Source organism: Pleomorphomonas koreensis DSM 23070 (assembly GCF_000425185.1).
Classification (GTDB): domain Bacteria; phylum Pseudomonadota; class Alphaproteobacteria; order Rhizobiales; family Pleomorphomonadaceae; genus Pleomorphomonas; species Pleomorphomonas koreensis.
In genome coordinates this window covers 149775-174907 of the sequence record NZ_AULH01000013.1, presented here as the reverse complement: position 1 = coordinate 174907, position 25133 = coordinate 149775, and the positions used below count along the sequence as shown (strand labels likewise).

Annotated in this window: 18 protein-coding genes; 12 read left to right on the top strand and 6 right to left on the bottom strand. The window is 67.6% G+C overall.

From position 1 onward, the window contains the following. Together H512_RS0112555 and H512_RS26990 are read left to right on the top strand one after the other, a co-directional pair. Positions 1 to 286: IS256 family transposase (locus H512_RS0112555; protein ID WP_026783755.1), on the top strand; the 286-nt coding region annotated here is incomplete at its 5' end. A 233-nt stretch (positions 287 to 519) separates the two neighbouring features. Further along, a complete protein-coding gene (locus tag H512_RS26990) occupies positions 520 to 1098 on the top strand; it encodes a hypothetical protein (RefSeq protein WP_156899478.1) in 579 nt (192 codons plus the stop codon). A 166-nt stretch (positions 1099 to 1264) separates the two neighbouring features. On the opposite strand, the gene H512_RS0112550 is transcribed toward H512_RS26990, so the two are convergent. After that, positions 1265 to 4969 carry a vitamin B12-dependent ribonucleotide reductase gene (locus tag H512_RS0112550; protein ID WP_026783754.1) on the bottom strand — a complete coding sequence of 1235 codons (3705 nt, stop codon included), beginning with the start codon at positions 4967 to 4969 and terminating at the stop codon, positions 1265 to 1267. Between the two features lie 668 nt (positions 4970 to 5637). Here H512_RS0112550 and H512_RS25825 point away from each other — a divergent pair. From H512_RS25825 to H512_RS26365, 4 genes are all read left to right on the top strand, one after another. Further along, on the top strand, positions 5638 to 6354 hold the full coding sequence (locus H512_RS25825) for a response regulator (protein ID WP_156899477.1): 717 nt from the start codon (positions 5638 to 5640) through the stop codon (positions 6352 to 6354). A gap of 113 nt (positions 6355 to 6467) precedes the next feature. Next, the gene (locus H512_RS0112540) at positions 6468 to 6860 is read left to right on the top strand and encodes an NADH:ubiquinone oxidoreductase subunit NDUFA12 (protein ID WP_036791453.1); all 393 of its coding nucleotides are present in this window, start codon (positions 6468 to 6470) and stop codon (positions 6858 to 6860) included. A 202-nt stretch (positions 6861 to 7062) separates the two neighbouring features. Next, positions 7063 to 8007 carry a nucleoside hydrolase gene (locus H512_RS0112535; protein ID WP_026783752.1) on the top strand — a complete coding sequence of 315 codons (945 nt, stop codon included), beginning with the start codon at positions 7063 to 7065 and terminating at the stop codon, positions 8005 to 8007. 99 nt (positions 8008 to 8106) lie between these two features. Then, the gene (locus H512_RS26365) at positions 8107 to 8721 is read left to right on the top strand and encodes a DUF2155 domain-containing protein (RefSeq protein WP_084798457.1); all 615 of its coding nucleotides are present in this window, start codon (positions 8107 to 8109) and stop codon (positions 8719 to 8721) included. Between the two features lie 72 nt (positions 8722 to 8793). On the opposite strand, the gene aat is transcribed toward H512_RS26365, so the two are convergent. After that, positions 8794 to 9480, bottom strand: a complete 687-nt coding sequence (gene aat, locus H512_RS0112525) for a leucyl/phenylalanyl-tRNA--protein transferase (protein WP_026783751.1) — start codon at positions 9478 to 9480, stop codon at positions 8794 to 8796. Positions 9481 to 9604: 124 nt separating this feature from the next. Here aat and H512_RS0112520 point away from each other — a divergent pair, with 124 nt between their 5' ends. The 3 genes from H512_RS0112520 to H512_RS25820 all read left to right on the top strand — a co-directional run bounded on the left by H512_RS0112520 (position 9605) and on the right by H512_RS25820 (position 12697). Next, entirely contained in the window at positions 9605 to 10705 is a 1101-nt protein-coding gene (locus H512_RS0112520; protein WP_026783750.1) for a GNAT family N-acetyltransferase, read from the top strand. Positions 10706 to 10843: 138 nt separating this feature from the next. Further along, positions 10844 to 11401 (top strand): menaquinone-dependent protoporphyrinogen IX dehydrogenase, encoded by a 558-nt coding sequence (gene hemG, locus H512_RS0112515; protein ID WP_026783749.1) that lies wholly within the window; start codon positions 10844 to 10846, stop codon positions 11399 to 11401. Positions 11402 to 11554: 153 nt separating this feature from the next. Continuing rightward, positions 11555 to 12697 carry a DUF2778 domain-containing protein gene (locus H512_RS25820; protein WP_084798456.1) on the top strand — a complete coding sequence of 381 codons (1143 nt, stop codon included), beginning with the start codon at positions 11555 to 11557 and terminating at the stop codon, positions 12695 to 12697. Here H512_RS25820 and H512_RS23810 read toward each other — a convergent pair. Both H512_RS23810 and H512_RS26360 read right to left on the bottom strand, forming a co-directional pair. Continuing rightward, positions 12684 to 13571: a lipid kinase gene (locus tag H512_RS23810; RefSeq protein WP_084798455.1), complete on the bottom strand. Its 888-nt coding sequence runs from the start codon at positions 13569 to 13571 to the stop codon at positions 12684 to 12686. The genes H512_RS25820 and H512_RS23810 overlap by 14 nt on opposite strands. Before the next feature lie 7 nt (positions 13572 to 13578). Beyond that, entirely contained in the window at positions 13579 to 14205 is a 627-nt protein-coding gene (locus tag H512_RS26360; protein WP_084798454.1) for an exopolysaccharide biosynthesis protein, read from the bottom strand. A 360-nt stretch (positions 14206 to 14565) separates the two neighbouring features. Here H512_RS26360 and H512_RS0112495 point away from each other — a divergent pair, with 360 nt between their 5' ends. Both H512_RS0112495 and H512_RS0112490 read left to right on the top strand, forming a co-directional pair. After that, complete coding sequence (locus H512_RS0112495; protein WP_026783748.1) at positions 14566 to 15960, top strand: amino acid permease; 1395 nt, start codon at positions 14566 to 14568, stop codon at positions 15958 to 15960. A gap of 123 nt (positions 15961 to 16083) precedes the next feature. Further along, positions 16084 to 17094, top strand: a complete 1011-nt coding sequence (locus H512_RS0112490; RefSeq protein WP_026783747.1) for an LLM class flavin-dependent oxidoreductase — start codon at positions 16084 to 16086, stop codon at positions 17092 to 17094. Between the two features lie 4 nt (positions 17095 to 17098). On the opposite strand, the gene H512_RS0112485 is transcribed toward H512_RS0112490, so the two are convergent. Next, positions 17099 to 18097: an aldo/keto reductase gene (locus H512_RS0112485; protein ID WP_026783746.1), complete on the bottom strand. Its 999-nt coding sequence runs from the start codon at positions 18095 to 18097 to the stop codon at positions 17099 to 17101. 183 nt (positions 18098 to 18280) lie between these two features. Here H512_RS0112485 and H512_RS0112480 point away from each other — a divergent pair, with 183 nt between their 5' ends. Then, complete coding sequence (locus tag H512_RS0112480; protein WP_026783745.1) at positions 18281 to 19438, top strand: iron-containing alcohol dehydrogenase; 1158 nt, start codon at positions 18281 to 18283, stop codon at positions 19436 to 19438. A gap of 147 nt (positions 19439 to 19585) precedes the next feature. Here H512_RS0112480 and H512_RS0112475 read toward each other — a convergent pair whose 3' ends face one another. Further along, positions 19586 to 25063: an MG2 domain-containing protein gene (locus tag H512_RS0112475; RefSeq protein WP_036791449.1), complete on the bottom strand. Its 5478-nt coding sequence runs from the start codon at positions 25061 to 25063 to the stop codon at positions 19586 to 19588. Positions 25064 to 25133: the final 70 nt, after the last annotated feature.

Genomic DNA, 25133 nt, shown 5'->3' with positions numbered 1-25133 from the left:
CATGGACAGCGCCGAGCAGGACGTGCTCGCCTACATGACCTTTCCCAGGCAGCACTGGACCAAGCTTCACAGCACAAACCCCATCGAACGTCTCAACGGCGAGATCAAACGACGGACAGAGGTCGTCGGCATCTTTCCCAACGATGACGCAATCGTCAGACTCGTCGGGGCGCTGCTGCTCGAACAAAATGACGAGTGGGCCGTCCAGCGGTCCCGCTACATGACACTTGAGACCATCGCCACGATGAGCGATGATCCGCTCATCAGCCTGCCAGCGGCAAGCTGACACGTTCCCGGCTCTGTCCGGAAGGCACGGCGAGCGCCGAAGCTACACCACGCCCTGGGACACGATCGCGTTCGGGAAGAATGCCTGCAAAACCCGGAAAAATACCAGTCTCGCACAGCCGATGGGGGCGTTAGCTAGACCAACGAGGCTGAGACTTGGCGCTGAATAACCCAGTTCGGTAATGACAATGCAAACACCCCTGACCGTCGCCACACCGGACAGCGGAAGAAGCTTTGGCAACTGCACTAGACGCTCCCGATGCCGAACATTCGCCAGTTCACTCACTAACTCGCGCCGCAAAAGAAATAGGATTGATTGTCAGAATGCTTAAGCCTTTGCTCGAAATGACCATTCCGGATACCAGATGGCGGCATTTCGGATGCGGTGACGGGTTCCAATCCATGAACTTGGAAACTCACTACACAGACATAAAGGGTCTGGCGCTTGCAGGTTCGGCGCCGGCTGATGTCAACACCGTGTGGGACCGGACGAGAAATACCTACCTGTTGGGTTGGTATTGCTACGATTTAGTCTCGGTCGCCGTATCACAAGCTTTGATGGCGCTTGAGCTAGCAGGGAAAATTCGGCTGGGTTTGAGCGCGAATGCCCATGATGGGCTGTATCGCATCATCGAAAGCCTTGTAAGCCGCGGCGTCCTAAAGGAATGCTATCGGCCCCCAGTGACGCTAGCGAAGACCGCTGCCGAGATCCGTAATCACTGGCAGCATGGCACTGCGGACTTTGCAGATCCCAATCTAGCTCAAACAGCGATGCGATTCTGCAAAGACCTCATCGATGCGATGTATCCTTAAGAATCACGAGTTGAGCCGGACACCGCGAGGATGTCCGGCTCCTGTTTCCCGAGGCGCGACTGGAAAACTTCGCGCCTCAAAAATCTTTTGGTTTCAAAGCTCTGGTTCAGAACAAAGGCTTGTTTCTCCAGAACTTTGCGTATCCCAACAACAACGACGGCAGCCCTCAGCTACAGCCGCTCGTCGAGCCGCAGGTGTCGCACTTCAGGCAGGTGCCGTTGCGCACCATGGTGAAGTTGCCGCACTCCGAGCAGGACTCGCCTTCGTAGCCTTTCATGCGTGCGTGGGCGACGCGCGTCGCGTAGTCGGGCTGGGCCTGCGTCGAGCCGACCGACGACGGCGCGTGCGATTCCTCGGCGTCGCGGCGGAAGGCGGTGGCGGCCGAACCGCCGACGCCGGTCACCGCCGCGCCGGCCCGCGCCGTGGCGAAGGCCGAGACGTTGGAGCCGGTGGCGCCCGGTCCGGCCGAGCCTTTCGGCTCCGGCGTCGCCGAGACGAGCTTCAGTTGCTTGCCGCGCACGAGGCCCTTGGAGACCGCCGTCTCTGCGCCGCGGCCGCTCACGTCCCTGCCCTCGCCGCCCGACGGCTTCAGGTCGTCGGGCACCACGTGCGCCAGCTCGTAGCGGCCGAGGTAGGAGACGGCCAGTTCGCGGAACACGTAGTCTAGGATCGACGTGGCGTTCTTGATCATCTCGTTGCCCTGCACCATGCCCGCCGGCTCGAAGCGGGTGAAGGTGAAGGCGTCGACATATTCTTCCAGCGGCACGCCCCACTGGAGGCCGAGCGACACGGAGATGGCGAAGTTGTTGAGGAGAGCCCGGAGCGCCGATCCCTCCTTGTTCATGTCGATGAAGATCTCGCCGAGCCGGCCGTCGTCATATTCGCCGGTCCTGAGGAACAGCGTGTGGCCGCCGATCTTGGCCTTCTGCGTGTAGCCCTTGCGGCGGGTCGGCAGCTTCTCCTGCTCGCGGTCGCGCACGTGCTTCTCGACGATGCGCTCGACGATCTTCTCGGAGATCAGCGCCGCCCGCGCAGCGGCCGGCAGGGCGGCCAGCGCCTCGGCGGCGTCCTCGGCCTCGTCGTCGTCATCGGCGAGGAGTTGCGAGTTCAGCGGCTGGCTGAGCTTGGAGCCGTCGCGATAGAGCGCGTTGGCCTTCAGCGCCAGCCGCCAGGACAGCATGTAGGCTTCCTTGCAGTCGTCGACGGTGGCGTCGTTCGGCATGTTGATGGTCTTGGAGATGGCGCCCGAGATGAACGGCTGCGCCGCCGCCATCATGCGGATGTGGCTCTCCACCGACAGGAAGCGCTTGCCGATGCGGCCGCAGGGGTTGGCGCAGTCGAACACCGGCAGGTGCTCGGCCTTGAGGTGCGGCGCGCCTTCCAGCGTCATGGCGCCGCAGACATGGGTGTTGGCGGCCTCGATGTCGGCCTTGGAGAAGCCCATGTGGGCGAGAAGCTCGAAGGACGGATCGTTCATCTGGGCGTCGCTGACGCCGAGCTTCTTCATCTCTTCGTCGCCGAGCGTCCAGCGGTTGAACACGAACTTGATGTCGAAGGCGCTCTTGAGGCTGCCCTTCACCTTGTCGATGGCGGCGTCCGACATGCCCTTGGCCCGGAGCGAGCCGGGGTTGACGGCCGGCGCCTGATCGATCGAGCCGTGGCCGACGGCATAGGCCTCGATCTCGGCGATCTGGCTTTCCGAGTAGCCGAGCGTGCGGAGCGCTTCCGGCACGGCGCGGTTGATGATCTTGAAGTAGCCGCCGCCGGCCAGCTTCTTGAACTTCACCAGCGCGAAATCGGGCTCGATGCCGGTGGTGTCGCAGTCCATCACCAGGCCGATGGTGCCGGTCGGCGCGATCACCGACACCTGGGCGTTGCGGTAGCCGTGCTTCTCGCCGAGCGCCAGCGCCTCGTCCCAGGAGGCGATGGCGGCGTCGAGTAGCGGCTGGTCCTTGATCGAGGCGTGATCGAGCGGCACCGGCGGCGTGTTGAGCTTCTGGTAGCCCGAAGCCTTGCCGTGGGCAGCGAGCCGGTGATTGCGGATGACGCGTAGCATGTCCGCGGCGTTCTTCTTGTAGCCGGGGAACGGACCCAGTTCCCTGGCCATCTCGGCCGAGGTGGCGTAGGCGGTGCCGGTCATCACCGCGGTGATGGCGCCGCAGATGGCGCGTCCCTCGGCGCTGTCATAGGGAATGCCCGACGACATCAGCAGGCCGCCGATGTTGGCATAGCCGAGGCCGAGGGTACGGAAGTCGTAGGAGAGCTGGGCGATCTGGCGCGAGGGGAACTGCGCCATGGTCACCGAGGTCTCCAGCACCACCGTCCACAGCCGGCAGACATGGCGGAAGCCCTCGACATCGAAGCTCTTGTCGGCGTTGAGGAACGGCAGCAGGTTGACGGAAGCGAGATTGCAGGCCGTGTCGTCGAGGAACATGTATTCCGAGCACGGATTGGAGGCGCGGATCTCGCCGCTCGCCGGGCAGGTGTGCCAGTCGTTGATGGTGGTGTGGTACTGGATGCCCGGATCGGCCGACGCCCAGGCGGCGTAGCCGATCTTCTCCCACAGGTCTTCGGCGTCGAGTTCCTTGACGACGCGGCCATCCTTGCGGGCGGTGAGGTTCCATTTGCCGCCGGTCTCGACGGCGCGCAGGAAACCGTCGGTGACGCGCACCGAGTTGTTGGAATTCTGGCCGGCGACGGTGAGATAGGCCTCGGAATCCCAGTCGGTGTCATAGACGGGGAACTCGATCGAGGTATAGCCCTGCCTGGCGAACTGGATGACGCGGCGAATGTAGTTCTCCGGCACCATCGCCTTCTTGGCGGCGCGCAGCTCGCGCTTCAGGCCGGCGTTCTTCAGCGGGTCGAAGCGGTCGTCGCCGGTCGCCTCCTCGGCGGTGATCGCCGCCATGATGGCGGTGAGGTGCTTGGAGCAGATCTTGGAGCCGGTGACCAGCGCCGCCACCTTCTGCTCTTCCTTGACCTTCCAGTTGATGTACTGCTCGATGTCGGGATGGTCGATGTCCACCACCACCATCTTGGCGGCGCGGCGCGTCGTGCCGCCCGACTTGATGGCGCCGGCGGCGCGGTCGCCGATCTTCAGGAAGCTCATCAGGCCCGACGACTTGCCGCCGCCCGCCAGCTTCTCGCCCTCGCCCCTGAGCTTGGAGAAGTTGGAGCCAGTGCCGGAACCATACTTGAACAGGCGCGCCTCGCGCACCCACAGGTCCATGATGCCGCTTTCATTGACGAGGTCGTCCTCGACCGACTGAATGAAGCAGGCATGCGGCTGCGGATGCTCGTAGGCGGTGGCCGAGCGGACGAGCTTGCCGGTCTTGAAGTCGACGTAATAGTGGCCCTGGCTGGGACCGTCGATGCCATAGGCCCAATGGAGACCGGTGTTGAACCACTGCGGCGAGTTGGGGGCGACGCGCTGGGTGGCCAACATGTAGCGCAGCTCGTCATGGAAAGCCTGGGCGGCCTCCTCCGATGAGAAGTGGCCGGCCTTCCAGGCCCAATAGGTCCAGGTGCCGGCGAGGCGATCGAACACCTGCCGCGCGTCGGTCTCGCCGACGGTGCGCTCGGCCTCCGGCAGCTTGGCGAGCGCTTCCTCGTCGGGCACCGAGCGCCACAGCCACGAGGGAACGGCGTTCTCCTCGACGCGCTTCAGCACCGCCGGCACGCCGGCCTTGCGGAAATACTTCTGGGCGAGGATGTCGCTCGCCACCTGGCTCCAGGCGGCGGGCACGTGGATGTCGGCCGCGCGGAAGACGACGGACCCGTCGGGATTGCGAATCTCGCTGACCGCCAGACGGAACTCGATCCCGTCATAGGGCGAACGCCCTTCCTTGGTGAAGCGCCGCTGGAACAACATCGATTAGCCCCTTGAAATTCGCCGGGAACACGCCGGTGGCGCGCTGCCGTTCATCCTGTCCGGTCCATTTTACGTCCGGCGACACCGTTTGCCCATTTGCGCGGATTTCCAAGGCATTTGCCGGCTCCGCACTTCATGTTGTGTTCACCTGACCCAATCGAACCCCATATGTAGGGTTCAGCCGATTCCGTAAATTAAGTGTAAACGCGTTTTCCCCAAACTTCGGAACCTTTCAACAACCTTCGCCGGCAAGTCCGGATTTCACATGCCGAGAAAGGATTTCGTCTTGACGGCGCTTCGCCGCCAACCGATTCGCGCCGTCGCGGGGAAGCGCCGAGGCCACCCGCTGTCCCGGCGGAGAAGGAGGCCCACGGTTTTCCGGGGCGTCCCGCGACGCCGGCGGGGGACTCGCCGGCGCCAGGGAGAATGCTAGATCACCCTCTCCGTCATGACAACATAATGTGGCACGAAAAGTTCCAGTCGACACCACATATAGATGTGATCGCTTTTTGCGTCGGTTTGCGACGACCGCATTCAGGCGTCCTCAACCATATCGATTCAGCCGTTCTTGAGGCTTTCGTGCTCTCCTCAAGATGTAATGCCTTTCCGGCGCGCCCCTCCCTTCGACAAGGCGCGCCCGCGTGAACGAGTTCCGGAGCCGCCGCGTCATGACCCATCACGCCAGCTACGCCGTCCCCAACGAGCTTCTGGACGTCGTGGTGATCGACGACTCCCGCAACATGCAGGGCATCATCCGCTCCATGCTCAACGCCATGAAGGTGCGGCGGGTGCGCCTGTTCGACAGCACCGAGAGCGCCCTGCACGCCATGCTGCACGAGCCGCCCAACCTGATCATCTGCGAATGGAGGGCCGGTCTGGTCAGCGGCCATCAGCTTCTCCGCATGGTGCGGGCCCGCTTCATGGAACCGCTCTGCTACGTGCCGGTGATCATCATGACGGCGACGCCGACCCGCGCCATCGTCGACAAAGCCATGGCGGCCGGCGCCAACCTGATCGTCGTCAAGCCGATATCGCCGGCCTCGCTGCAGGAGCGCATCGGCTGGCTGCAGCGCGACCAGCGCGAGCTGGTGCTCGGGCCGCGCGGCGCCTTCGAGATCGAGGGGGTGCGCGAAACCATCATGGCCCAGAAGGAACGCGCCGCCGCCGTCCGCAAGGCGGCGACCAGCCGGTCGCCGGTCCGCAAGCCCGACGCGCCGCCGGCCGGCCGGGAGCCGATCGCCGGCGAGACGGCCGCCGAACAGTGGCAGGCCTTCCTGCGGACCAAGGAACAGCTGGAGCGCAAGGCCGGGCTGCTGCCGGGCGAAGACGCCGCGCCGCAGAGGCCGGCGGTGACGCCCGCCTGGACGGCGCTCCGCCGGGTGTGAGGCCGCTTCCCCGAAAAACCGAACGGGGCTCTGGACAAGGGCCGGCCGCCTCGCCATAGTCCGCGCAACTACGTGGATGGCGCACTCTCGGGGCGCGCCGGGATGCGGGAATCATGACCTTCAAGGAACTGCTGATCGAAGTCTTCACCTGGTGGAACGGGCAGACCATGGGCACCCGCTTCTACACCTGGCGCCAGGGCCGGCGCGTCGGCGAGGACGAGACGGGCAACATCTATTACGAGAGCAAGGACGGCGCCCGCCGCTGGGTGATCTACAACGGCGAGGCCGACGCCTCGAAGATCCCGCCCGGCTGGCACGGCTGGATGCACCATCGGGTCGCCGCGCCACCGGTCAGCGAATCCTACCGGCCGCGCGACTGGCAGAAGCCGCACAAGCCCAACCTCACCGGCACGGCGGCTGCCTATCGGCCGAAGGGATCGCTCGCCTCCGGCGAGGGGCGCCCGCCGGTGACCGGCGACTACGACGCCTGGACGCCCGGTTCCTGACCTCCGGACGCCCCGCTGCGATCTCCACGAAGCCCTCGCGGGACGGAACCTTCCGTCCCGCTTTTCGTTGGCGGGGGAAAGAAGCCCGCAGCCGCGCGGCGCCGTTGGACTCGCCGGCTCGAAGCGGATAGGGTCGCGATTAAAAGAGGTTAGCCATCCGATCACGATCACCGGGCGGCAAGCAGGAAAGAGGAAACACCCGATGTCTGCGCGTTCGATCATCATCGACACCGATCCCGGCCAGGACGATGCCGTCGCCTTCATGCTGGCGCTCGCCTTTCCGGAGGCGATCGACGTGCTGGGCATCACCGCAGTCGCCGGCAACGTTGGCCTCGCCAAGACGTCGACCAACGCGCTGAAGCTGATCGAGCTGGTCGGCCGCGCCGACATTCCGGTGTTCGCCGGCGCCTCGGCGCCCTTCGCCGTCAAGCTGGAGACCGCCGAATACGTCCACGGCGAGACCGGCCTCAACGGCTGGACCTTCCCCGACCCGGTGACGCCGCTGCGTTCGGAATTCGCGCCCGACTGGATCGTCGACGCGGTGATGAGCCGGCCGGAGAAGTCGGTGACGCTGGTGGCGCTCGGCCCGCTCACCAACGTCGCCCTGGCGATCGCCAAGGAGCCGCGCGTCGCCACCCGTCTCGACAAGATCGTGCTGATGGGCGGCGCCGCCATCGAGGGCGGCAACTCGACCCCCACCGCCGAGTTCAACATCTGGGTCGATCCGCACGCCGCGCAGCGGGTGTTCCGCTCGGGCGCCGACCTCGTGGTAATGTCGCTCGACGTCACCCATCAGGCGCTGATCCGCAAGTCGTGGCTCGCCGACCTCGGCAAGCTCGACCGCAAGGCGGCCAAGGCCTTCGTCGGCCTCCTCTCCTTCTACGAGCGCTTCGACGAGCAGAAATACGGCTCGGACGGCGGCCCGCTGCATGACCCGACCACCATCGCCTGGCTCTTGGAGCCCGAGCTGTTCGAGGGCAGGTTCGTCAACGTCGAGATCGAGACGACGCCCGGCCTGTGCTTCGGCCAGACCGTGGTCGATCGCTGGTCGGTCACCGGGCGCGAGAAGAACGCCACATGGATCACCAAAATCGACGCCGACGGCTTCTTCGAGCTGATTCTGGAAGCATTCCGGCGCCTGCCCTGATAAGGGATGCCCAGAGCTTGCCGCATTTGCCGTGTTGGGTGCCGGAAGGCCCCCGGCGCGGCCGGCGCCGCGCCCCGATACTCCGGTGACAGCCGCCTCATGACGATCAGACCCCTCCTCCCGCTCGCCGCCATCGGCCTGACGATCGCCCTCGCTGGCCCGGCGGCGGCCGAAAAGATCGCCAACAAGGTCGCCGTGTTCTCCGGCCTCGACAAGATCACCGGCCGGATCATCAACTTCGACGTCTATGTCGACGAGACCGTGCGTTTCGGCATGCTGCGGGTAACGCCCAAGGTCTGCTACACCCGCCCGGCCACCGAGGCGGCCGAGACCGACGGCTTCGTCGAGGTGGAAGAGATCACGCTGGACAACGAGGTGAAGCGCATCTTTTCCGGCTGGATGTTCGCGGCCAGTCCCGGCCTCAACGCCGTCGAGCACCCGGTCTACGACGTCTGGCTGATCGGCTGCCACATGGACAGTGACATTCCGCCGCCGGTGGCCGGCAGCAGCGAGGTGCGCGTCGCCGTCTCCAACCAGCCCGGCGGCGGCGCCGGCAACGTCGACGACGGCGCGCCGGTGATATTGACCTTTATCGGCGGTATCCCCATTCCGCCCGACAAGCCGGCTGCTTCCTCGATGATAATGGACGATACGGCGCCGGCCGATCAGCCACCGCCCGCCGAAGACGGCACCGAGGGCCAGATTCTCGACTAAACCGGTTTCTGAGCCGGGTAATATTTCTTCAAGTGGTTGCAACGGGTTGCAGCATCTTCCGAAGATGCCGCTTTAGCTCTGGCCACCGGTCTCGCGCGCCGGCAACCAGCGGAGCGCCTCGGCGCCGGAAACCGGGGCCGGCAGGGCGGCGAAATCGCCGTGCGTCGCCAGCGCCGCCTGAAGCCGCTGGGCATAGAGGCGCTTCGGGATCTCGATGGTGCCGAATCGGGCGAGGTGCTCGGTGACGAACTGCGTGTCGAGCAGCCGGTAGCCGCCGGCCCTGAGGCGCGCCACCAGATGCACCAGCGCCACCTTGGAGGCGTCGGTCACCGTCGAGAACATGCTCTCGCCGAAGAAGGCGCCGCCGATCGACACGCCGTAGAGGCCGCCGACCAGCCGGCCGTCCTGCCAGCTTTCGACGGTGTGGCAATGACCGCGCCGGAACAGCTCGCCGTAGAGCCGACGGATGGTGACGTTGATCCACGTCTTCTCGCGGCCCTCGGCCGGGGCGGCGCAGCCGTCGACCACGCCGTCGAAGTCGGTATCGACGCGCACCTCGAAGCCATCCTGCCGCACGGTGCGGGCAAGCCGGCGCGGCACGCGGAAGCCGTCGAGCGGAATCACCCCGCGCCATTCCGGCTCGATCCAGAACAGGTTGGGGTCGTCGGCGCTTTCGGCCATCGGGAACATGCCCACGGCATAAGCCTTGAGCAGGATATCCGCCGTCAGCGTCGGCACGCCCGATGTCCGGTCCGCCATCTCCGCAACTTCCTCTTCGCCGCCAAGGTGTTCGGCGCCCCCTGCCCGGCGCCTTTATAAACCCTTTGGTCAGTTGTATAACCTAGTCTCTCGCCGATCGCATGGGGCGGCGGAGCGGGACGCGATGGGCAGCTTGTCTGGATACGAGATTACTGTCCTTTCCGACGCCGCCGCCATCCCCGCCCTCCTGGCTGCCGGCGATCTGCAACGCACGCCTTTTCAGTCGGCCCGATGGCTCGACGTCTGGTTTGCCGTGCTGCAGCCGTCCGGCATGGACTGCTGCCTCGGCGTCATCCGCCGGGCCAGCGACCACCGGCCGCTGTTCGTGCTGCCGCTGGTGCGCGAACGACGTTACGGCCTCACCGTTCTCACCCTGCCCGATGGCGGCATCAGCGACTATCACGCGGCGCTGGTCAGCCCGGACTTCGCGCCCGACCCGGAGACCATGGATCGCCTCTGGAGCGCGCTGGTGGCGATGCTGCCGGCCGCCGATCTCATCTCGATCGAGCGCGTGCCGCCCGAGTACGCGGCGCGGATGCAACTCGCCCACCGGATGCGTCCGTCGTGCTGCTCGGCCCACGCGCTGCCGATCGACGCCGATTTCGCCACGCTGCGCGAACGGCGGTTTGATCCCTCCACCGGTCGCCGGCTGGTCAAGAATCGCCGCAAGCTGGAGCACAAGGGAAAGCTGACCTTCGATTTCGTCAGCGGTCCGGATGCCCTTCCCGACCTCGACCGCCTGCTCGACTGGCGCCGGCAACGGTTTCAGGAGGTCAACGATCCGGCGCAGGCGGCCATCCAGAGCGTCTTCTACCACCGGCTGGTCGAGGAAGGCTCGCTGGCCAAGGTCGGGCGGTTGCGCCTCGACGACGAGCTGGCCGCCGGCTGCCTCGGCCTTATCGAGGGCGATCGCATCCTGCTCCTGGTGCTTGCCTACAATACCCAGTTTGCCAACTGGGCGCCCGGCCTGTTGATGGTCGAGAGCTGCATCGAGGCGTCCGCCAAGCTCGGCCTCACCGTCGTCGACCTGACGATCGGCGACGAAACCTACAAGGATCTGTTCGGCGCCGAGACCATCGGGCTTCGCGAGCTGCTTCAGCCGCTGACGCTGCGTGGCCGCCTCGTGCTCGCCCTCCTCGACGGCAAGCCGAAGCTGAAGCGCGCCCTGGACAGACTGGGGCTTCTCGACGCGGCACGGCGCCTGCGCGACCGGCTGAAAAGCTGAAGATGGCCCCCAAGAAAAGACTACGGTAAAACAACCACTTGTGACAAACACCAATCCAGCGCCGCCGGTTTCTGGTCTAGGGTGCCGCCGGTCGGCCACGAGTCGTGCCGTATCGAAACGCCGAGCGGAAAGTCTGCCATGACGTCGGGGCGGCCGAGAATTGCCATCTATTTCGCGAGCCACGACGGCCACACCCGCAAGATCGTCGATTGCCTCGCCGGGCATCTCGGCGGGCGCGACGTCGGCGTCACCCTCATCGACCTGATGGCTGGGATGTCGCCGGCCATCGATCCCGAGGCCGATCTCATCCTCGTCGCCGCCGCCATCCGCTACGGCTACCATCTGTCCGCGGCGCGGCGCTTCCTCGCGCGATTGCAGGCCGAGGTGCCGGCCGGGCGCATCGCCGTCCTGTCGGTCAACCTGACGGCCCGCAAGCCCGGCCGCCAGACCGCCGAGGGCAACATCTACCTGCGCAAGTGGCTGATGCGGGCCGGCCTCCGCCCGGCGCTGTCGGCGGCCGTCGCCGGCAAGCTCGACTATCCCGCCTACCGCTGGTTCGACCGGATGATGATCCAGGCGATCATGCACATCTCCGGTGGCCCGACTGACGCCTCCACAATCATAGAATATACCGATTGGGCCCAAGTCGAGGCTTTGGCCGGCCAGTTGGCGGCGCTCGCCATGACCTCGCCGTAAAGACTTTCCTTACCATAGCTTGCGATCCTGATCTCGAAACGGAGCTTTTCCGCGCGAGGGTGTTCGCGTGGCGTGCGGGCGATGACGTCCGGGCGACGAATGCTCCCATGTGGCCGGGCAACGGGCCGGTGGTACTGAGTGGGTTCCTGAAGCATGGCGACGTTGGCAGCGTTTTCGAGCGGGTACGAGCCGATCTCCCTGAGATTGCCGCTGCGTCTTGCGGGGTGGCCGGCCGCTGCGGCCTTCCTGTCGGTCAGCGCCGCCGCCGCCCTGTGGATCGGGCTCAGCCTCACCGCCGTCGGCACGGTCAGCGAAAACCTGTCGGCCGCCCGCCAGTCGATCTTCGAGTCCGGCCTGTCGGTGCGGCCGCTGCCGGCGACGTTGCCGCCGGCGAGAAAGCCCGACAAGTTTGAAAAGCTGCCGCCGATCGCCGGCGCGACCTCCGGCAATCTCACCGCCGACGCCATTCTCTTGTCCCGCCAGAACAAGGCCACGGCCGCCGTCGCCATGCGGCTCGCCGAAGCCGCCGCCGGATTCCGACGGCAGCAGTTCGAGGCCAGGTTCCAGGCCAACGCCGCGCCGGCGGCGCGCCTCGCGCTCGCCGTCCGCCATGACGGCCTCGCCGCGCCGGACGCCGGACCGCGCCCGCCGGTGGCCATCGCCGAAGCGCCCCTGCCGGTGCCGCGCCCGGCCCTGCCGGCCAAGCCCGTCGAGCCGGCCGCCGAAGCGCCGAAAGTCGCGGCCGTGGCGCCGCCGCCGGCCGCCGTGGCGCCGGCCGCGCCGCAGAAACAGGACAAGCCGGCCGCCGCCTTGGTCGAGGTCAAGCCGAGAGCGGAGATCGCCGCCATCGCGCCGCCGGCGATGCGGGCGGGCGTCGCCATCTACGACATCGCGGCCGGCGTCGTGCACATGCCGAACGGCGAGAAGCTCGAGGCGCATTCCGGCCTCGGCGCCATGATGGACGACGTGCGCTACATCCACGTCAAGATGCGCGGCCCCACCCCGCCCGGTACCTACAAGCTGACCATGCGCGAGAGCCTGTTCCATGGCGTCGAGGCGATCCGCCTCACCCCCGTCGACGGCAAGAAGCCGTTCGGCCGCGACGGCCTGCTTGCCCACACCTACATGCTGCGCAAGCCGGGCGAGTCCAACGGCTGCGTCTCCTTCCGCGACTACGCGCGCTTCCTTGCCGCCTTCAAGCGCGGCGAGGTCAGGCAGATGGTGGTGGTGCCGCGCCTTGCCGGCAAGGAGGAGCCGCGCGTCGCCTCGCTGTTCTCGTGGTTCAAGAAGAGCTGACCTCAGGCACGAACACCGTCACGGCGCCCGGCCGGACGCGGAAGACGGCCGGCGTCGTGGTAACGATCTCGCCATCGGCGTTGACCGGCATCGGCCGGCGGGTGCGGATCTCGAAGCCCTCTCCGCTCAGGGTCCGCACCTCGTCCATCAGGCCGTGCCGGCCTTCCCAGAAGGCCAGCGCCATCAACGGCAGTTTCCAGACGTCCTCGAACTCCAGCGAATAGAGGTCGAGGCGGCTGTCGTCGATCTCGGCCGTCTCGGCGACGACCATGCCGCCGCCATAGTGGCGGCCATTGCCGACGGCGATCTGCAACGTCCGCACGGCGATCTCCTCGCCGCCGTCGGCGCGGATCACCGCGCTGAACGGCCGGGCGCCGATCAGCACCTCGGTGGCGGTCAACGCGTAGGCCAGCCGCCCCCAGCGGCGCTTGGTCTCGCGGCTCAGCCGATCGGCGAGGCTGGCGCTCATGCCGAGGCTGGCGACGTTGAAGAACGGCTTGCCGTTGACCTCGCCCACGTCGATCACCCTGGTCCGGCCGGCGGCGATCACCCGCGCCGCCTCGGCCATGTCGACCGGCAGGCCGAGCGTGCGGGCGAGATCGTTGGCGGTGCCACCCGGCAGGATGCCGAGCGGCAGGCCGGTATCTATCAGCCCCGGCGCCGCCGCGTTGAGGCTGCCGTCGCCGCCGACCACCACCACCCGGTCGACGGCGTCGCCGTGGCGGCGGATGGTCTCGGCGAGATCCTCGCCCTCGTGCCAGTCCGGCCGCAGCACGTCGATGCCGCCGCCACGCAGTTCCTCGATGGCGGCGTCGACGCCGGCGCCTGCCGAGCGGCTGTGCGGATTGGCGAGGATGAGCGCGCGTCGGTCCACTTCGGCCTCAGGTCAGAAAGCCGCCGAGACAGGCGGCGATATGGGTGCCGGCGACGATCAGGGCCGCCGTCCAGAGCATCGTCACCAGCGTCAGCACCAGGCCAACGACGAGGGCGAGGCCGTCGCGGGTCATCAGCGACAGGCCGATCACCAGCAGGCTGATCACCGGCCCGATATTGCCGAAGGGAATCGGCAGCGCCAGCACCACGGCGAGCAGCAGCACCGGGACGCCCATCAGCAGTCGGCCCGCCCGGCCGGTCAGCGAGCGCCAGCGGCCGGCCCGCATGAGCGCCTCCAGCCGGCGCACCCATGGCAGGGCGCCGGCAATGACCGTCTTGACGCCGTCGGCCGCCAGATGGCGATCGGCGAGCAGGCGCGGCAGGGCGAGGCGGCGGCGGCCCAGCAGCATCTGGCAGGCAACGAGCACCAGGCAGGTTCCGGTCACCATGCCGAACGGGCCGGGAATGGGGATCATCGCCGGCAGCGCCAGGGCGATCAGCGCCAGATCGAAACCGTTGCGGCCGAGGCGGCGGACGATGTCGCCGATCGACACCCGTTCGAGGCCGCCGATATCGGCGGCCATGCGGCCAAGCACCGACGAAGCGGAACCAGACGTTCCCTCGCGGACCGGCATCGGTCTCGTCTCCTTTTCCGGCGCGGCCGCGGACCGCGGACACGGGTGTCGCCGGACTTACTGCCATATTGGGGCGCCAGTAGGTATATTCAATTACGAAGCACGCGGCAGCCAACGACCAAAAGATGCGCACTGGCGCCGACGCCCGCTATGCGGCGAAAAGCAGGCGGGAAAGAATGCGACTTTTGGAGCACTGTTCGAGAAATCTTGCGAAATCCGACGGCCTTATGGCCTTCTAGTTATTTCTCCCAAGTTTCTTGACTGCCTGGTAAAGATAATAGCGATGGCTCCCGGGCATAGACCCACTTTCCCCGGCATCAGGCCGGTGGACAGCAATAAACACATTCACTGGGGGCTGGATTGAACCTCAAGCGAAAGAAAAGCATCGCCGACTTGATGGCGCAGGCGAGCGGCAAGGCCCTGCCGCGCACGCTCGGCGCCTTCGACCTGTTCATGATGGGCATCGGCGTGATCATCGGCACCGGCATCTTCGTGATGACCGGCGTCGCCGCGGCCACCTATGCGGGTCCGGCCATCATCCTGTCCTTCGCCTTCTCGGCGGTGGCCTGCGCCTTCATCTGCCTCGCCTATTCCGAGCTGGCCGCCGCGCTTCCCGCCGCCGGCAGCTCCTACGCCTACAGCTACGCCGCCGCCGGCGAGTTCGTGGCCTGGCTGGTCGGCTGGAACCTGATCCTCGAGTACACGGTGGGCGCCTCCGCCGTGGCGGCCGGCTGGTCGGCCTATTTCACCGGCATCCTGAAGGCCGGCGGCGTCGAGCTGCCGCACGCGCTGACCGCCGTGCCGCATGATGGCGGCATCATCAACCTGCCGGCCGTGCTGATCATCGCCTTCCTGACCTTCCTGCTGGTGCTCGGCGTCAAGGAGAGCATCCGTCTGTCGCGGATCCTCGTCTTCATCAAGCTCGGCGCCATCTTCCTGTTCCTGCTGCTGGCGACGCCGGCCGTCAACCCGACGAACTGGGTGCCTTTCCTGCCGTTCGGCATGCAGGGCATCACGGCCGGCGCGGCGATCATCTTCCTCGCCTACATCGGCTTCGATTCGCTGGCGACGGCGGCCGAGGAGACCGTCAACCCGCAGCGCAACATGCCGATCGGCATCATCAGCTCGCTGGTCGCTTGCACCGTGCTCTACATGGCCGTGTCGGCGGTGCTGACCGGCGTCGCGCCCTACACCGAGCTGAACAATGCCGAGCCGGTGACCTACGTGCTGCGCAAGATCGGCTACAACTTCGGCTCGGCCATCGTCGGCGTCGGCGCCATCGCCGGCCTGACCACCGTCTGCCTGGTGCTGATCTACGCCCAGACGCGCGCCTTCTTCGCCATGGCCCGCGACGGCCTGATCCCCGAGAGCATCTGCAAGGTGCACCCGAAGTATGGCACGCCGTACATCGCTACCATCCTGGTCGGCACGGTGATCGCGCTGATCTCCGGCTTCACGCCGATCGGTCTGGTGGCGGAGATGTGCAACATCGGCACGCTGTTCGCCTTCATCATCACCAGCGCCTGCGTGCTGATCCTGCGCAAGACCCATCCGAACCTCGAGCGGCCGTTCCGCTGCCCGGCGGCCTGGGTGGTGGCGCCGCTCGCCATCATCTGCAGCCTGATCATCATGTTCAGCCTGCCGGGTGCCACCTGGGTGCGCTTCGTGCTGTGGAGCGCCCTCGGCGTGGTGGTCTACTACCTCTACGGCGCCCGCCGCAGCAAGCTGGCCATCGCCGCCGCACCGGCCGAGTAAGCGGTCGACGCCGTCCGCCGCCGAGGCTCGCTCGCGCGATTGTCATCGGCGGCGGCGGTTCCGTCCCTTGCGGCCACGGACGAGCGGCGGCACCATGGGAGGATTATCCTCACGGAGACCTCCATGCCGCCGCTCTCCATCCTGGAACTCGTCCGCGTCACCGAACAGACCGACGCCGCCGGCGCCCTCCGCAATGCCCGCGAGGTTGCCATCCATGCCGAGCGTCTCGGCTATCGGCGCATCTGGGTGGCCGAGCACCACAACATCGCCGGCATCGCCAGCGCCGCCACCTCGATCGTCATCGCCCATATCGCCGAGGGCACCTCGACCATCCGCGTCGGCGCCGGCGGCATCATGCTGCCCAATCATTCGCCCTACATCATCGCCGAGCAGTTCGGCACGCTGGCCCGCCTCTACGGCGACCGCATCGACCTCGGCCTCGGCCGGGCGCCCGGCACCGACCAATTGACGTTGCGCGCCATCCGCCGGCCGCCCGAGGCGGCCGAGCATTTCCCCGAGGACGTCATCGAGCTTCAGGCCTATTTCGAGCCGGCGGCCGCGGGCCAGCGCCTTGAGGCGGTGCCGGCGGCCGGTACGCGCGTGCCGCTGTGGATCCTCGGCTCCAGCCACTTCGGCGCCATGCTGGCGGCCGAACTCGGCCTGCCCTACGCCTTCGCCTCGCATTTCGCGCCCGACCTGCTGCTGCCGGCCCTCGACATCTACCGCAGCCGCTTCAAGCCGTCGGCCGTGCTCGACCGGCCCTATGCCATGGTCGGCGCCAACGTCATCGCCGCCGACACGGACGAAGAGGCGCGGCGCCTGTTCACGACGCAGCAGATGTCGTTCACCGGCATCCGGCGCGGCGCGCGCGGCCTGTCGCAGCCGCCGATCGACGACATCGACGCCTTCTGGACGGCCGAGGAACGGGACTGGGTCAGCCGCATGCTGGCCCGCTCCATCGTCGGCTCGGTGGAAACGGTGCGGCGCGGCCTCGCCGACCTCGCCGGCGAGACCGGCGCCGACGAGATCATGCTGGTGTCCGACGTCTACGACCACCGGACGCGGCTGAAGTCGATCGCCCTGATCGCCGAGGCGGCCGGCATGACCGGCGACGCGGCGGTGGCGCTGCTCTGAGCCGTCAACTGAACCCGGCCACGGCGTGCGGCACGTAAGGGCCTTCGAGGGCGGCGATCTCCTCGGCGGTCAGGCGAACGTCGAGCGCCGCCACGGCGTCGTCGATGTGGCCGGGCTTCGAGGCGCCGACGATCGGCGCCGACACCTCCGCCTTCTGGAGCACCCAGGCGAGCGCCACCTGCGCCCGCGGCAGGCCGCGCGCCGCGGCGATCCTCGCCACCGTCTCCACCACCTGCCGGTCGGATTCTTCGGTGCCGAGATAGAGCGTCTTGCCGAAGGCGTCGAGGTCCTGGCGGCGCGAGCCGCTGTCCCAGTCGCGCGTCAGGCGGCCGCGCGCCAGCGGACTCCAGGGGATGACGCCGATGCCCTCGTCGCGGCAGAGCGGCAGCATCTCGCGCTCCTCCTCGCGATAGAGGAGGTTCAGGTGGTTCTGCATGGTGACGAAGCGCGTCCAGCCGTTTCGCTCGGCGACGTGCAGCGCCTTGGCGAACTGCCAGGCGAACATCGACGACGCGCCGATATAGCGGGCCTTGCCGGCCTTCACCACGTCGTGCAGCGCCTCCATGGTCTCCTCGATCGGCGTGGCGTAATCCCAGCGGTGGATCTGGTAGAGGTCGACGTAATCGGTGCCGAGCCGGCGGAGGCTGGCGTCGATGCCCTGAAAGATCGCCTTGCGGGACAGGCCGGAGGCATTCGGCGTCCTCTGTCCCCGCTCGGAGAAGGCCAGCGGGAAATAGATCTTGGTGGCCAGCACGATCTCGTCGCGGCGGGCAAAATCCCGCAGCGCCCGGCCGACGATTTCCTCCGAGGTACCGTCGGAATAGCTGTTGGCCGTGTCGAAGAAATTGATGCCCACCTCGATCGCCTGGCGGATCAGCGGTCGCGCCGCCTCCTCGGGCAGCGTCCAGGGATGAGCGCCACGCTCGGGCACGCCATAGGTCATGCAGCCGAGGCAGATGCGCGAAACGTCGAGGCCGGTGCGGCCGAGCTTGGTGTAGTCCATCGGAAATCTCCCTCGGTTTTGACGAGAGCCTAGCAGCTTCGATCGACCTCCGGAAAGCGTTCACCGGCAGGCCAGCCGCGCGCCGGAAGCTGATCGGCGGCGGAGACCAGAGCCATCGCCAATGCCGATTTGTCGGCCGGTCCGCGCCGCGCTAGACTCGCCCCACAAACCCGCGAGGATGCCATGCAGAGCTTCACCTACTGGAACCCCACCCGCATCCACTTCGGCAAGGGCCAGATCGCCCGCATCTCCGACGAAGTGCCGGCCGATGCCCGCGTCCTCGTCCTCTATGGCGGCGGCTCGGTGCTGAAGAACGGCGTCATGGACCAGGTGCGGACAGCGCTGGCCGGCCGGGCCGTGTTCGAGTTCGGCGGCATCGAGGCCAATCCGCATTTTGAAACGCTGCTGAACGCCGCCAAGCTGGCGCGTGCCGAGAAAGTCGACTTCCTGCTGTCGGTCGGCGGCGGTTCGGTGGCCGACGGCACCAAGTTCGTGGCCGCCGCAGCCCTTTATGACGGTGATCCCTGGGACATCCTGGTCGAGCGCGGCCGCAACGTGACGGCCGCCCTGCCGCTCGGCTGCGTCATCACCCTGCCGGCCACCGGCTCGGAAATGAACCGCAACGCCGTCATCACCCGCGCCTCCACGCAGGACAAGCTGCCGATGAATTCGGTGCACGTGCTGCCGCGCTTCTCGGTGCTCGATCCGGAGACCACCTTCTCGCTGCCGCCGCGCCAGACCGCCAACGGCGTCGTCGACAGCTTTATGCACGTGCTGGAGCAGTATCTCACCTATCCGGTTGGCGCCAAGGTGCAGGACCGCTTCGCCGAGGGCCTGCTGCTGACCATCCTGGAGGACGGGCCGGTCGCCCTCGCCGAGCCGACCAACTATCAGGCGCGCGCCAACCTGATGTGGGCGGCGACCATGGCGCTCAACGATCTGATCGCCTGCGGCGTGCCGGGCGACTGGGCGACCCATCGCATCGGCCACGAGCTGACCGGCCTCTACGGCCTCGATCACGCGGCGACACTGGCCATCGTGCTGCCGTCGCTGCTGACGGTGAAGCGGGCGCAGAAGCGCGGGAAGCTGCTGCAATATGCCGAACGGGTGTTCGGCATCACGACGGGCGACGAGGAAGCGCGCATCGACGCCGCCATCGCGCGGACGCGCGCCTTCTTCGAGGCGATGGGCGTCAGGACGAGGCTTGCCGACTACGGCCTCGACGCCACCGCCATTCCGGCCGTCACCGAGAAGCTGCGCCAGCACTGGCCGGTGCCACTCGGCGAGCATCGCGACGTGACGCCCGAGGCGGCGGCGGAGATCCTGACGCTGGCGCTTTAAGGGCGCCCTTTCCGGCATGACATGGCCCGCCTCCGCGGGCCATCTCTTTGTTTTTATTTACACCCTCCGCGCAGGCGGCGATCACGGGCAGGACGCGGCTTCCTCGGGCAGAAGGGGCAGCCGCCGCGCCGCCCCTCCCTCCCCCGATCATTGCAGCGGGCCGATCACCTCGACGTGGCCGGCACCGGTGCGGGCCTGCCGTTCCGGCCGGTACATGTCCTCGAGCGTGGCGGCCGGCTGGTTGAAGCTGCCGGGCGCGACGGCGCGGGCCATGTAGGCGAACTGGAACTCCGTGGTGTCCTTCAGGTCGAAGGCGACGGTGAAGCGGTCGGTCTGGTATTCGGTGTGGGCGGCGTTGTCGAGCGGCGCCAGCCAGTCGAGCGCCGCCACATCACCGGCCCGGATCAGCGACGGATTGTCGATGGCAAAGCCGGCCGGCAGCGGATCGTTCAGCAAGAGGCGCGCCCAGCCGGACTGCGTCGTGGTGACCGAAAGCACCACCACCAGCCGGTCGCCGAGCTTCACCGCCAACGGATCGACCTCGTTGCCGTCGAGGTCGTAGTAGGCGCGGGTCAGGGCATAGCCATTGCCGCCGGCCGGTTCCGGCGTTTCGGGAATGCCGGTCACCGTCAGCCGGGCGTCGACGACCGCCTTGCCGACATTCTTCACCGCAAGGCCGGCGGCGAGGTCGGCCGGCGCATACTTCGCCGTGAACACGCCGTCGTGCCGCGTGCCGCCGACGTCCAGTTCCGGCTTCAGGCCGTCCTTCAGCAGGGCGTGGGCGGCGAGCAGCATCCACGCCTTCTCCTGCGTCGAGGTAGCGGCGCTGGCCTTGTAGAGCTTGCCGACCTCGCGGCTGAGGCCCTGGTAGTCGAAGGCGGAGAGCTTCGATTCCGCGGCCAGCGCCAGGATGGCGGCACCGTCGCGCAGGTCGGAGCCGTAGTCGGCGCGCCACGGCCGCGCCTTGTCATTGGCCGCCTCCAGCAGATCGAGCGCCGAGCGGAAGGCACCGGCCGCCTTCTGGCTGTCGCCGTAGAGGGCGAGCGCCGCCCCGAGCTGGGCGCGGGCGAGCGGCGTCGCGAAGGCGTCGATCTTGGTCTCGGTGTAGAAGCGCAGATCGCCGATCGACGCCCGGCCGTTGCGGGCCAGCACGTAGAGGGCGTAGGCGACATCCTCGCCGCCGTTGTCGAAGTCGGCGGCATAGGCGATGCGGTTCTTGAGGTTGGTCACCGCCATGTCCTGGGCGACCGGCGGCACCTCGTAGCCCTTCTCCTTGGCGCGCGTCAGGAAGTCGGTGACATAGGCGCTGAGCCAGAGATCCTCCGACCCCGCCCCCCACAGGCCGAACGAGCCGTCCGAGCCCTGGTTGACCAGCAGCGCCTCGATCGCCTTCTGCACCCGCTCGCGCACCGGTTCCTCGCCGTCCAGACCGGCGGCCAGGATGACGTCATCGAGATAGACGAGCGGCAGCGCCCGGCTGGTGATTTGCTCCGAGCAGCCATAGGGGTACTTATCGAGCGCGTGGACGAGGCCCGGCAGGTCGATGCCGGCCACCGTGCCGACGGTCAGCGTCGCAACGCCGGTCTCCGGCTTCAGGCCGGCGAACACGTCCGGCGTCAGCTTCAGGTCGCCACTCCCAGGCTTCAGCGAGAAGTCGCTGACCCGGGTGACGGCCGGCTCGTTGTCGCGCACGCCGAGCGTCAGCGTCTTGGTGAGCGCGCTGCCGTCCGGCGCCTTCAGCTCGGCGGTGATCGTCTCGTCGCCGACCGCCCGGCCGGTGATCGGGATCAGCACGCGGGCCTTGCCCTTCTCAGTGAGCGACACGCTGGCGTGCGCCAGCTTGTCGTCGAGGCCGACGAAGTCGCCGGCCGCCGTCACCGAGAGGGAGAAGTCGCCGGAGGGACCCTCGACATGGGTGAAGTCGAGGGCGAGGCGCGAGCGGTCGCCCGGCGCCAGGAAGTTCGGCAGCGACGCCTGGATCACCACGGGATCGCGCACCAAGACGTCGCGCGAGCCGTGGCCGACACCGGTCTTCGACCAGGCGACCGCCATCACCCTAACCGTGCCGTTGAAGTCGGGCATCGGGAAGGAGGCGTGGGCGACGCCGTCGGCATCGACCTTGGTCACCCCCTGGAAGAAGGCGACCAGCCGTTCGGTGGGCGGCGGTCCCATCAGGCGGGAGATGCCGCCGCCGTCGCCGCCGGTGCGCACCTCGCCGAGCGCGCCGAGCGTGGTGTCGATCAGCTGGCCGTAGAGGTCGCGGAACTCCATGCCGAGCCGGCGCTGGGCGAAATACCAGTCCTCCGGCGCCGGCGCCTTGAATTCGGTGAGATTGAGGATGCCGACGTCGACGGCGGCAATGGTGACGTAGGCGTCCTCGCCGGCCTTGACGCCGTCCACCTTGACGGCGACGGAGAGGTCGGTCTGCGGCCGCATGTCCATCGGCGCGTCGATCGCGACGCCGAGCAGCCGCTCGCCGGGATCGACGCCGGCCCAGGCAAGACCGAGGGCGCGCGACGGCATGCGCTTCTCGGCCAGATCGAGCGGCCTGAGCAGCGAGGCGGTCACGTAGGCGCCCGGCCCCCAGTCGGCGGTGACCGGCAGCTCGATGGTGGAGCCGCCGGCCGGCACCTCCACCGTCTTCATGGCGATCAGCCGGTCGTCGACCACCGACACCACGGCAATGCCGGCAAAGCGCGGCTCGATGTGCGCCTTCAGCGTGTCGCCGATCCTGTAGCGCGGCTTGTCGAGGGTGATCTTCAGGAGGTCGGGCGTCTCTTCGGCGGTGGTCGGCACGTACCAGCCGGCCTCGAAGGTGGTGGATACCGGGATGACGTCGCCGTCGCCGCTCTTCACCGTCAGCTCGTACTCGCCCCACTCGACGCGCGCCTCGATGCGGGCCGGCTGGCCGGGCTCGACGTCGAGCTTGCCGTCGGCAACGCGGGTCGTCGACTTGACGGCGTGGTAGTCCCAGGAGCCGTCGCTCTGATACCACTGATAGTTGGTGTTGACGCGCGACAGCGTCCAGCTCAGATCCTTGGCGGCGACATTGGCATAGTCGGCGTCGAGCACGGCGACGTCGAAGGCGGCGTTGCCGCCCTCCTCCACCGCGTCCTGGAACAGCGGCCTGACGCCGATGCGCTGATGGCCGGTGGAGACCGGCAGCGTCAGGCGACGCTCGACCGCACGGCCGTTGGTGTCGAGCACGCGGATGTGCACGGCGGCCTGCAATGGCCGAGTGGTGTCGGAGACCTGCGGCGTCACCAGCGTCACCGTGGCGTCGCCGGCCTCGTCGGTGCCGTCGGACTGGACGTCCTCGACGGCCGACGTGAAATCGTCGTCGGCAAGGCCGAAGCGATAGCCCGGCGCCGAGGGAATGCTGGCGGCCGGCGTCACGTAGACCTCGCCCTCGATGGCAAGGCCGGCGGCCGGGGCGCCGTAGAGCCACTCGGCGGTGAGCGTCGCCTCGGCGCTCTCGCCGGCGTGCAGCAGGCTCGCCTCGGTCTTCACCGTGAAGTCGATCCGCTCGGGCTGGAAGTCCTCGACCTTGAAGGTCGCCTCCTGCAACGGATCGGCCTTGGGATCGGTGTAGGCGGCGGCGCGCCACGTGCCGCGCGGCGCCTCGCCGGGCAGCTCGAAGGATAGCGCGCGGCCACCGGCGCCCTGGTCGGCGGCAAGGCGGCGGATGAACTCGTTGCCGTCGGGCCGACGTACCACCAGCGTCAGCGGCAGGTCGGGCAGCGCCGCGGCCTTGGGATCGCGGGCGAGCACGGTGAGGTTGACCGTCTCGCCGGGGCGGTAGACGCCGCGCTCGGTGGTCATGAACACGTCGACCGGCTTGGGCGGATCGCGACCCTCGACGCCGCGGTCGGTCAGGTCGAAGGGGGCCTTCTGGAGGTTGAGGAAGGCGAAGTCGCCGTCCTTGGTGGCCAGCAGAAGCTGCGGCGCCGCGCCGCCGGTGCCCTTGACGAGGCCGGCGTCGAAGCGGGCATAGCCGGCGGCATCGGTGGTCGCCGAGCCGAGCACCTCGTTGTCGGCGGCGATCAGCTTCAGATCGACGCCGGCCACCGCCTGGGCATTGCTCAGCGCGTGGATCACCACGTTGAGGCCGTCGTTGCCGGTCATGGTGGCGAGGCCGAGATCGGAGACGATGAACCACTGTGTGGCGTCGGCGCTCCATTCGTCCTTCTTGTTGACGTCGCGGACCACCAGGGCGTAGACGCCCGGCTCCAGCGTCTTGACCAGTTCGGCCACCGGCACGGCGGTGGTCACCTCGCGATTGACGTCGCGCTTGACGGCGATGGTGCCCGACCACACCTCGCGCCCCTCGCGGTCGGCAACCGCCTCGGCGCTCCATTTGTCGAGCTGGCTCAGGAAGCGGTCCTGGCCGATGGCGTTGACGAGATTGCGGTCGCCGATCTTCAGCACGCGGGCATCGAGCGTGTCGATGTTGACCGACACGACGGGAATGGTGGCGTTGGGCGTCTTCGGCAGCACGTAGGCCTTGCCGACGAAGCGCACCGACGGATCGCGATCGCGAACGTAGAGGTCGAGTTCGGCCGTCTTGTTCAGGCTCTCCTCGCCGTCGCTGGCCGGCAGGCCCTTGCGGACGGTGATGTGGTAGCGCTTGCCGTATTCGACGCCGGCGGCGCAGATCTGGTTGGCCTCGGCCTCGATCTCCAGCTGGTCGCCACCCTCGACCGACAGGTAGCCGGTGATCGACGGATCGTTCCTGGCGATCGGGTCGGAGAAGGTGACGCAGATGCGCGGCGTCGACGATTGCGTGTCGATCGAATTGTCGGTGATGCGGAAACCGTGCTGGGCGATCCAGTCGTCGTAGGCGGAACGCCAGTCGGGGTCGTCCTGGAGCGCCAGCCGGCGGCGCAACGTCTTGATGCCGAGGCTCCAGTCCTCGCGCGTCACGAAGGAGTTGGCGAGCGAGTTGAGGGCGGCCACCTGCTCATCGACGTCGGTGGCGCGCAGATAGGCGTTGACGGCGGCGGCGGTCGATTCCTGCACGAAGGTGTCGTGCTTCTCGTTGTCGTCCGGCACCAGGATCGCCTGATCGGAATAGCGCCACCAGAGGTCGTTGCGATCGGGATCGAGGCGGATGGCCTTGCGCAGGGCCTCGGCGGCCTTCAGGTTGTCGCCGGCGTCGATCGCCTTGTCGCTGTCGGCGACGAGGCGGTCAAGATTGCCCTCAGCCGGCTCGTCGGCGATGGCGCCTTCGAGCTTGCGCGCCTCGTCGAAGAAGCTCTGGCCGATGAAGCCCAGTTCCTCGCGGCGGCTGTCGGCGACGGAGGGATCGACCGCTTCCGAGGCGACGATCTTGCCGGCCACCGCGCCAGCGAAGACGCGGAGATCGCCGACGGTGCTCTTCTTGAAGCACCAGCGGGCCTTGGTGTTGTAGGTGAAGGCGAGGCAGCGCTGGTCGGCTACGCAGGCCGCTTCGCAGTCGCCGAGATCGACGCCCTTCAGCGTCTCGATGTCCTCGCCGAAATAGTCGGCGCCCTCGGTGATCACCGCCCGCCGCTCGGCCGCCTCGCCCGGTGTGGCGAGAGCCAGTCCTGCCGCAGTCAGACAGACGAGCGACAGAAGCCGCGCGAAGCGCCGAACGGATAGCATGGAGACCCCTCCGAAAGCCGGCAGCGGCCGGGCAATGACATCGATCAAAAGGCAACCAGATAAAACAGCT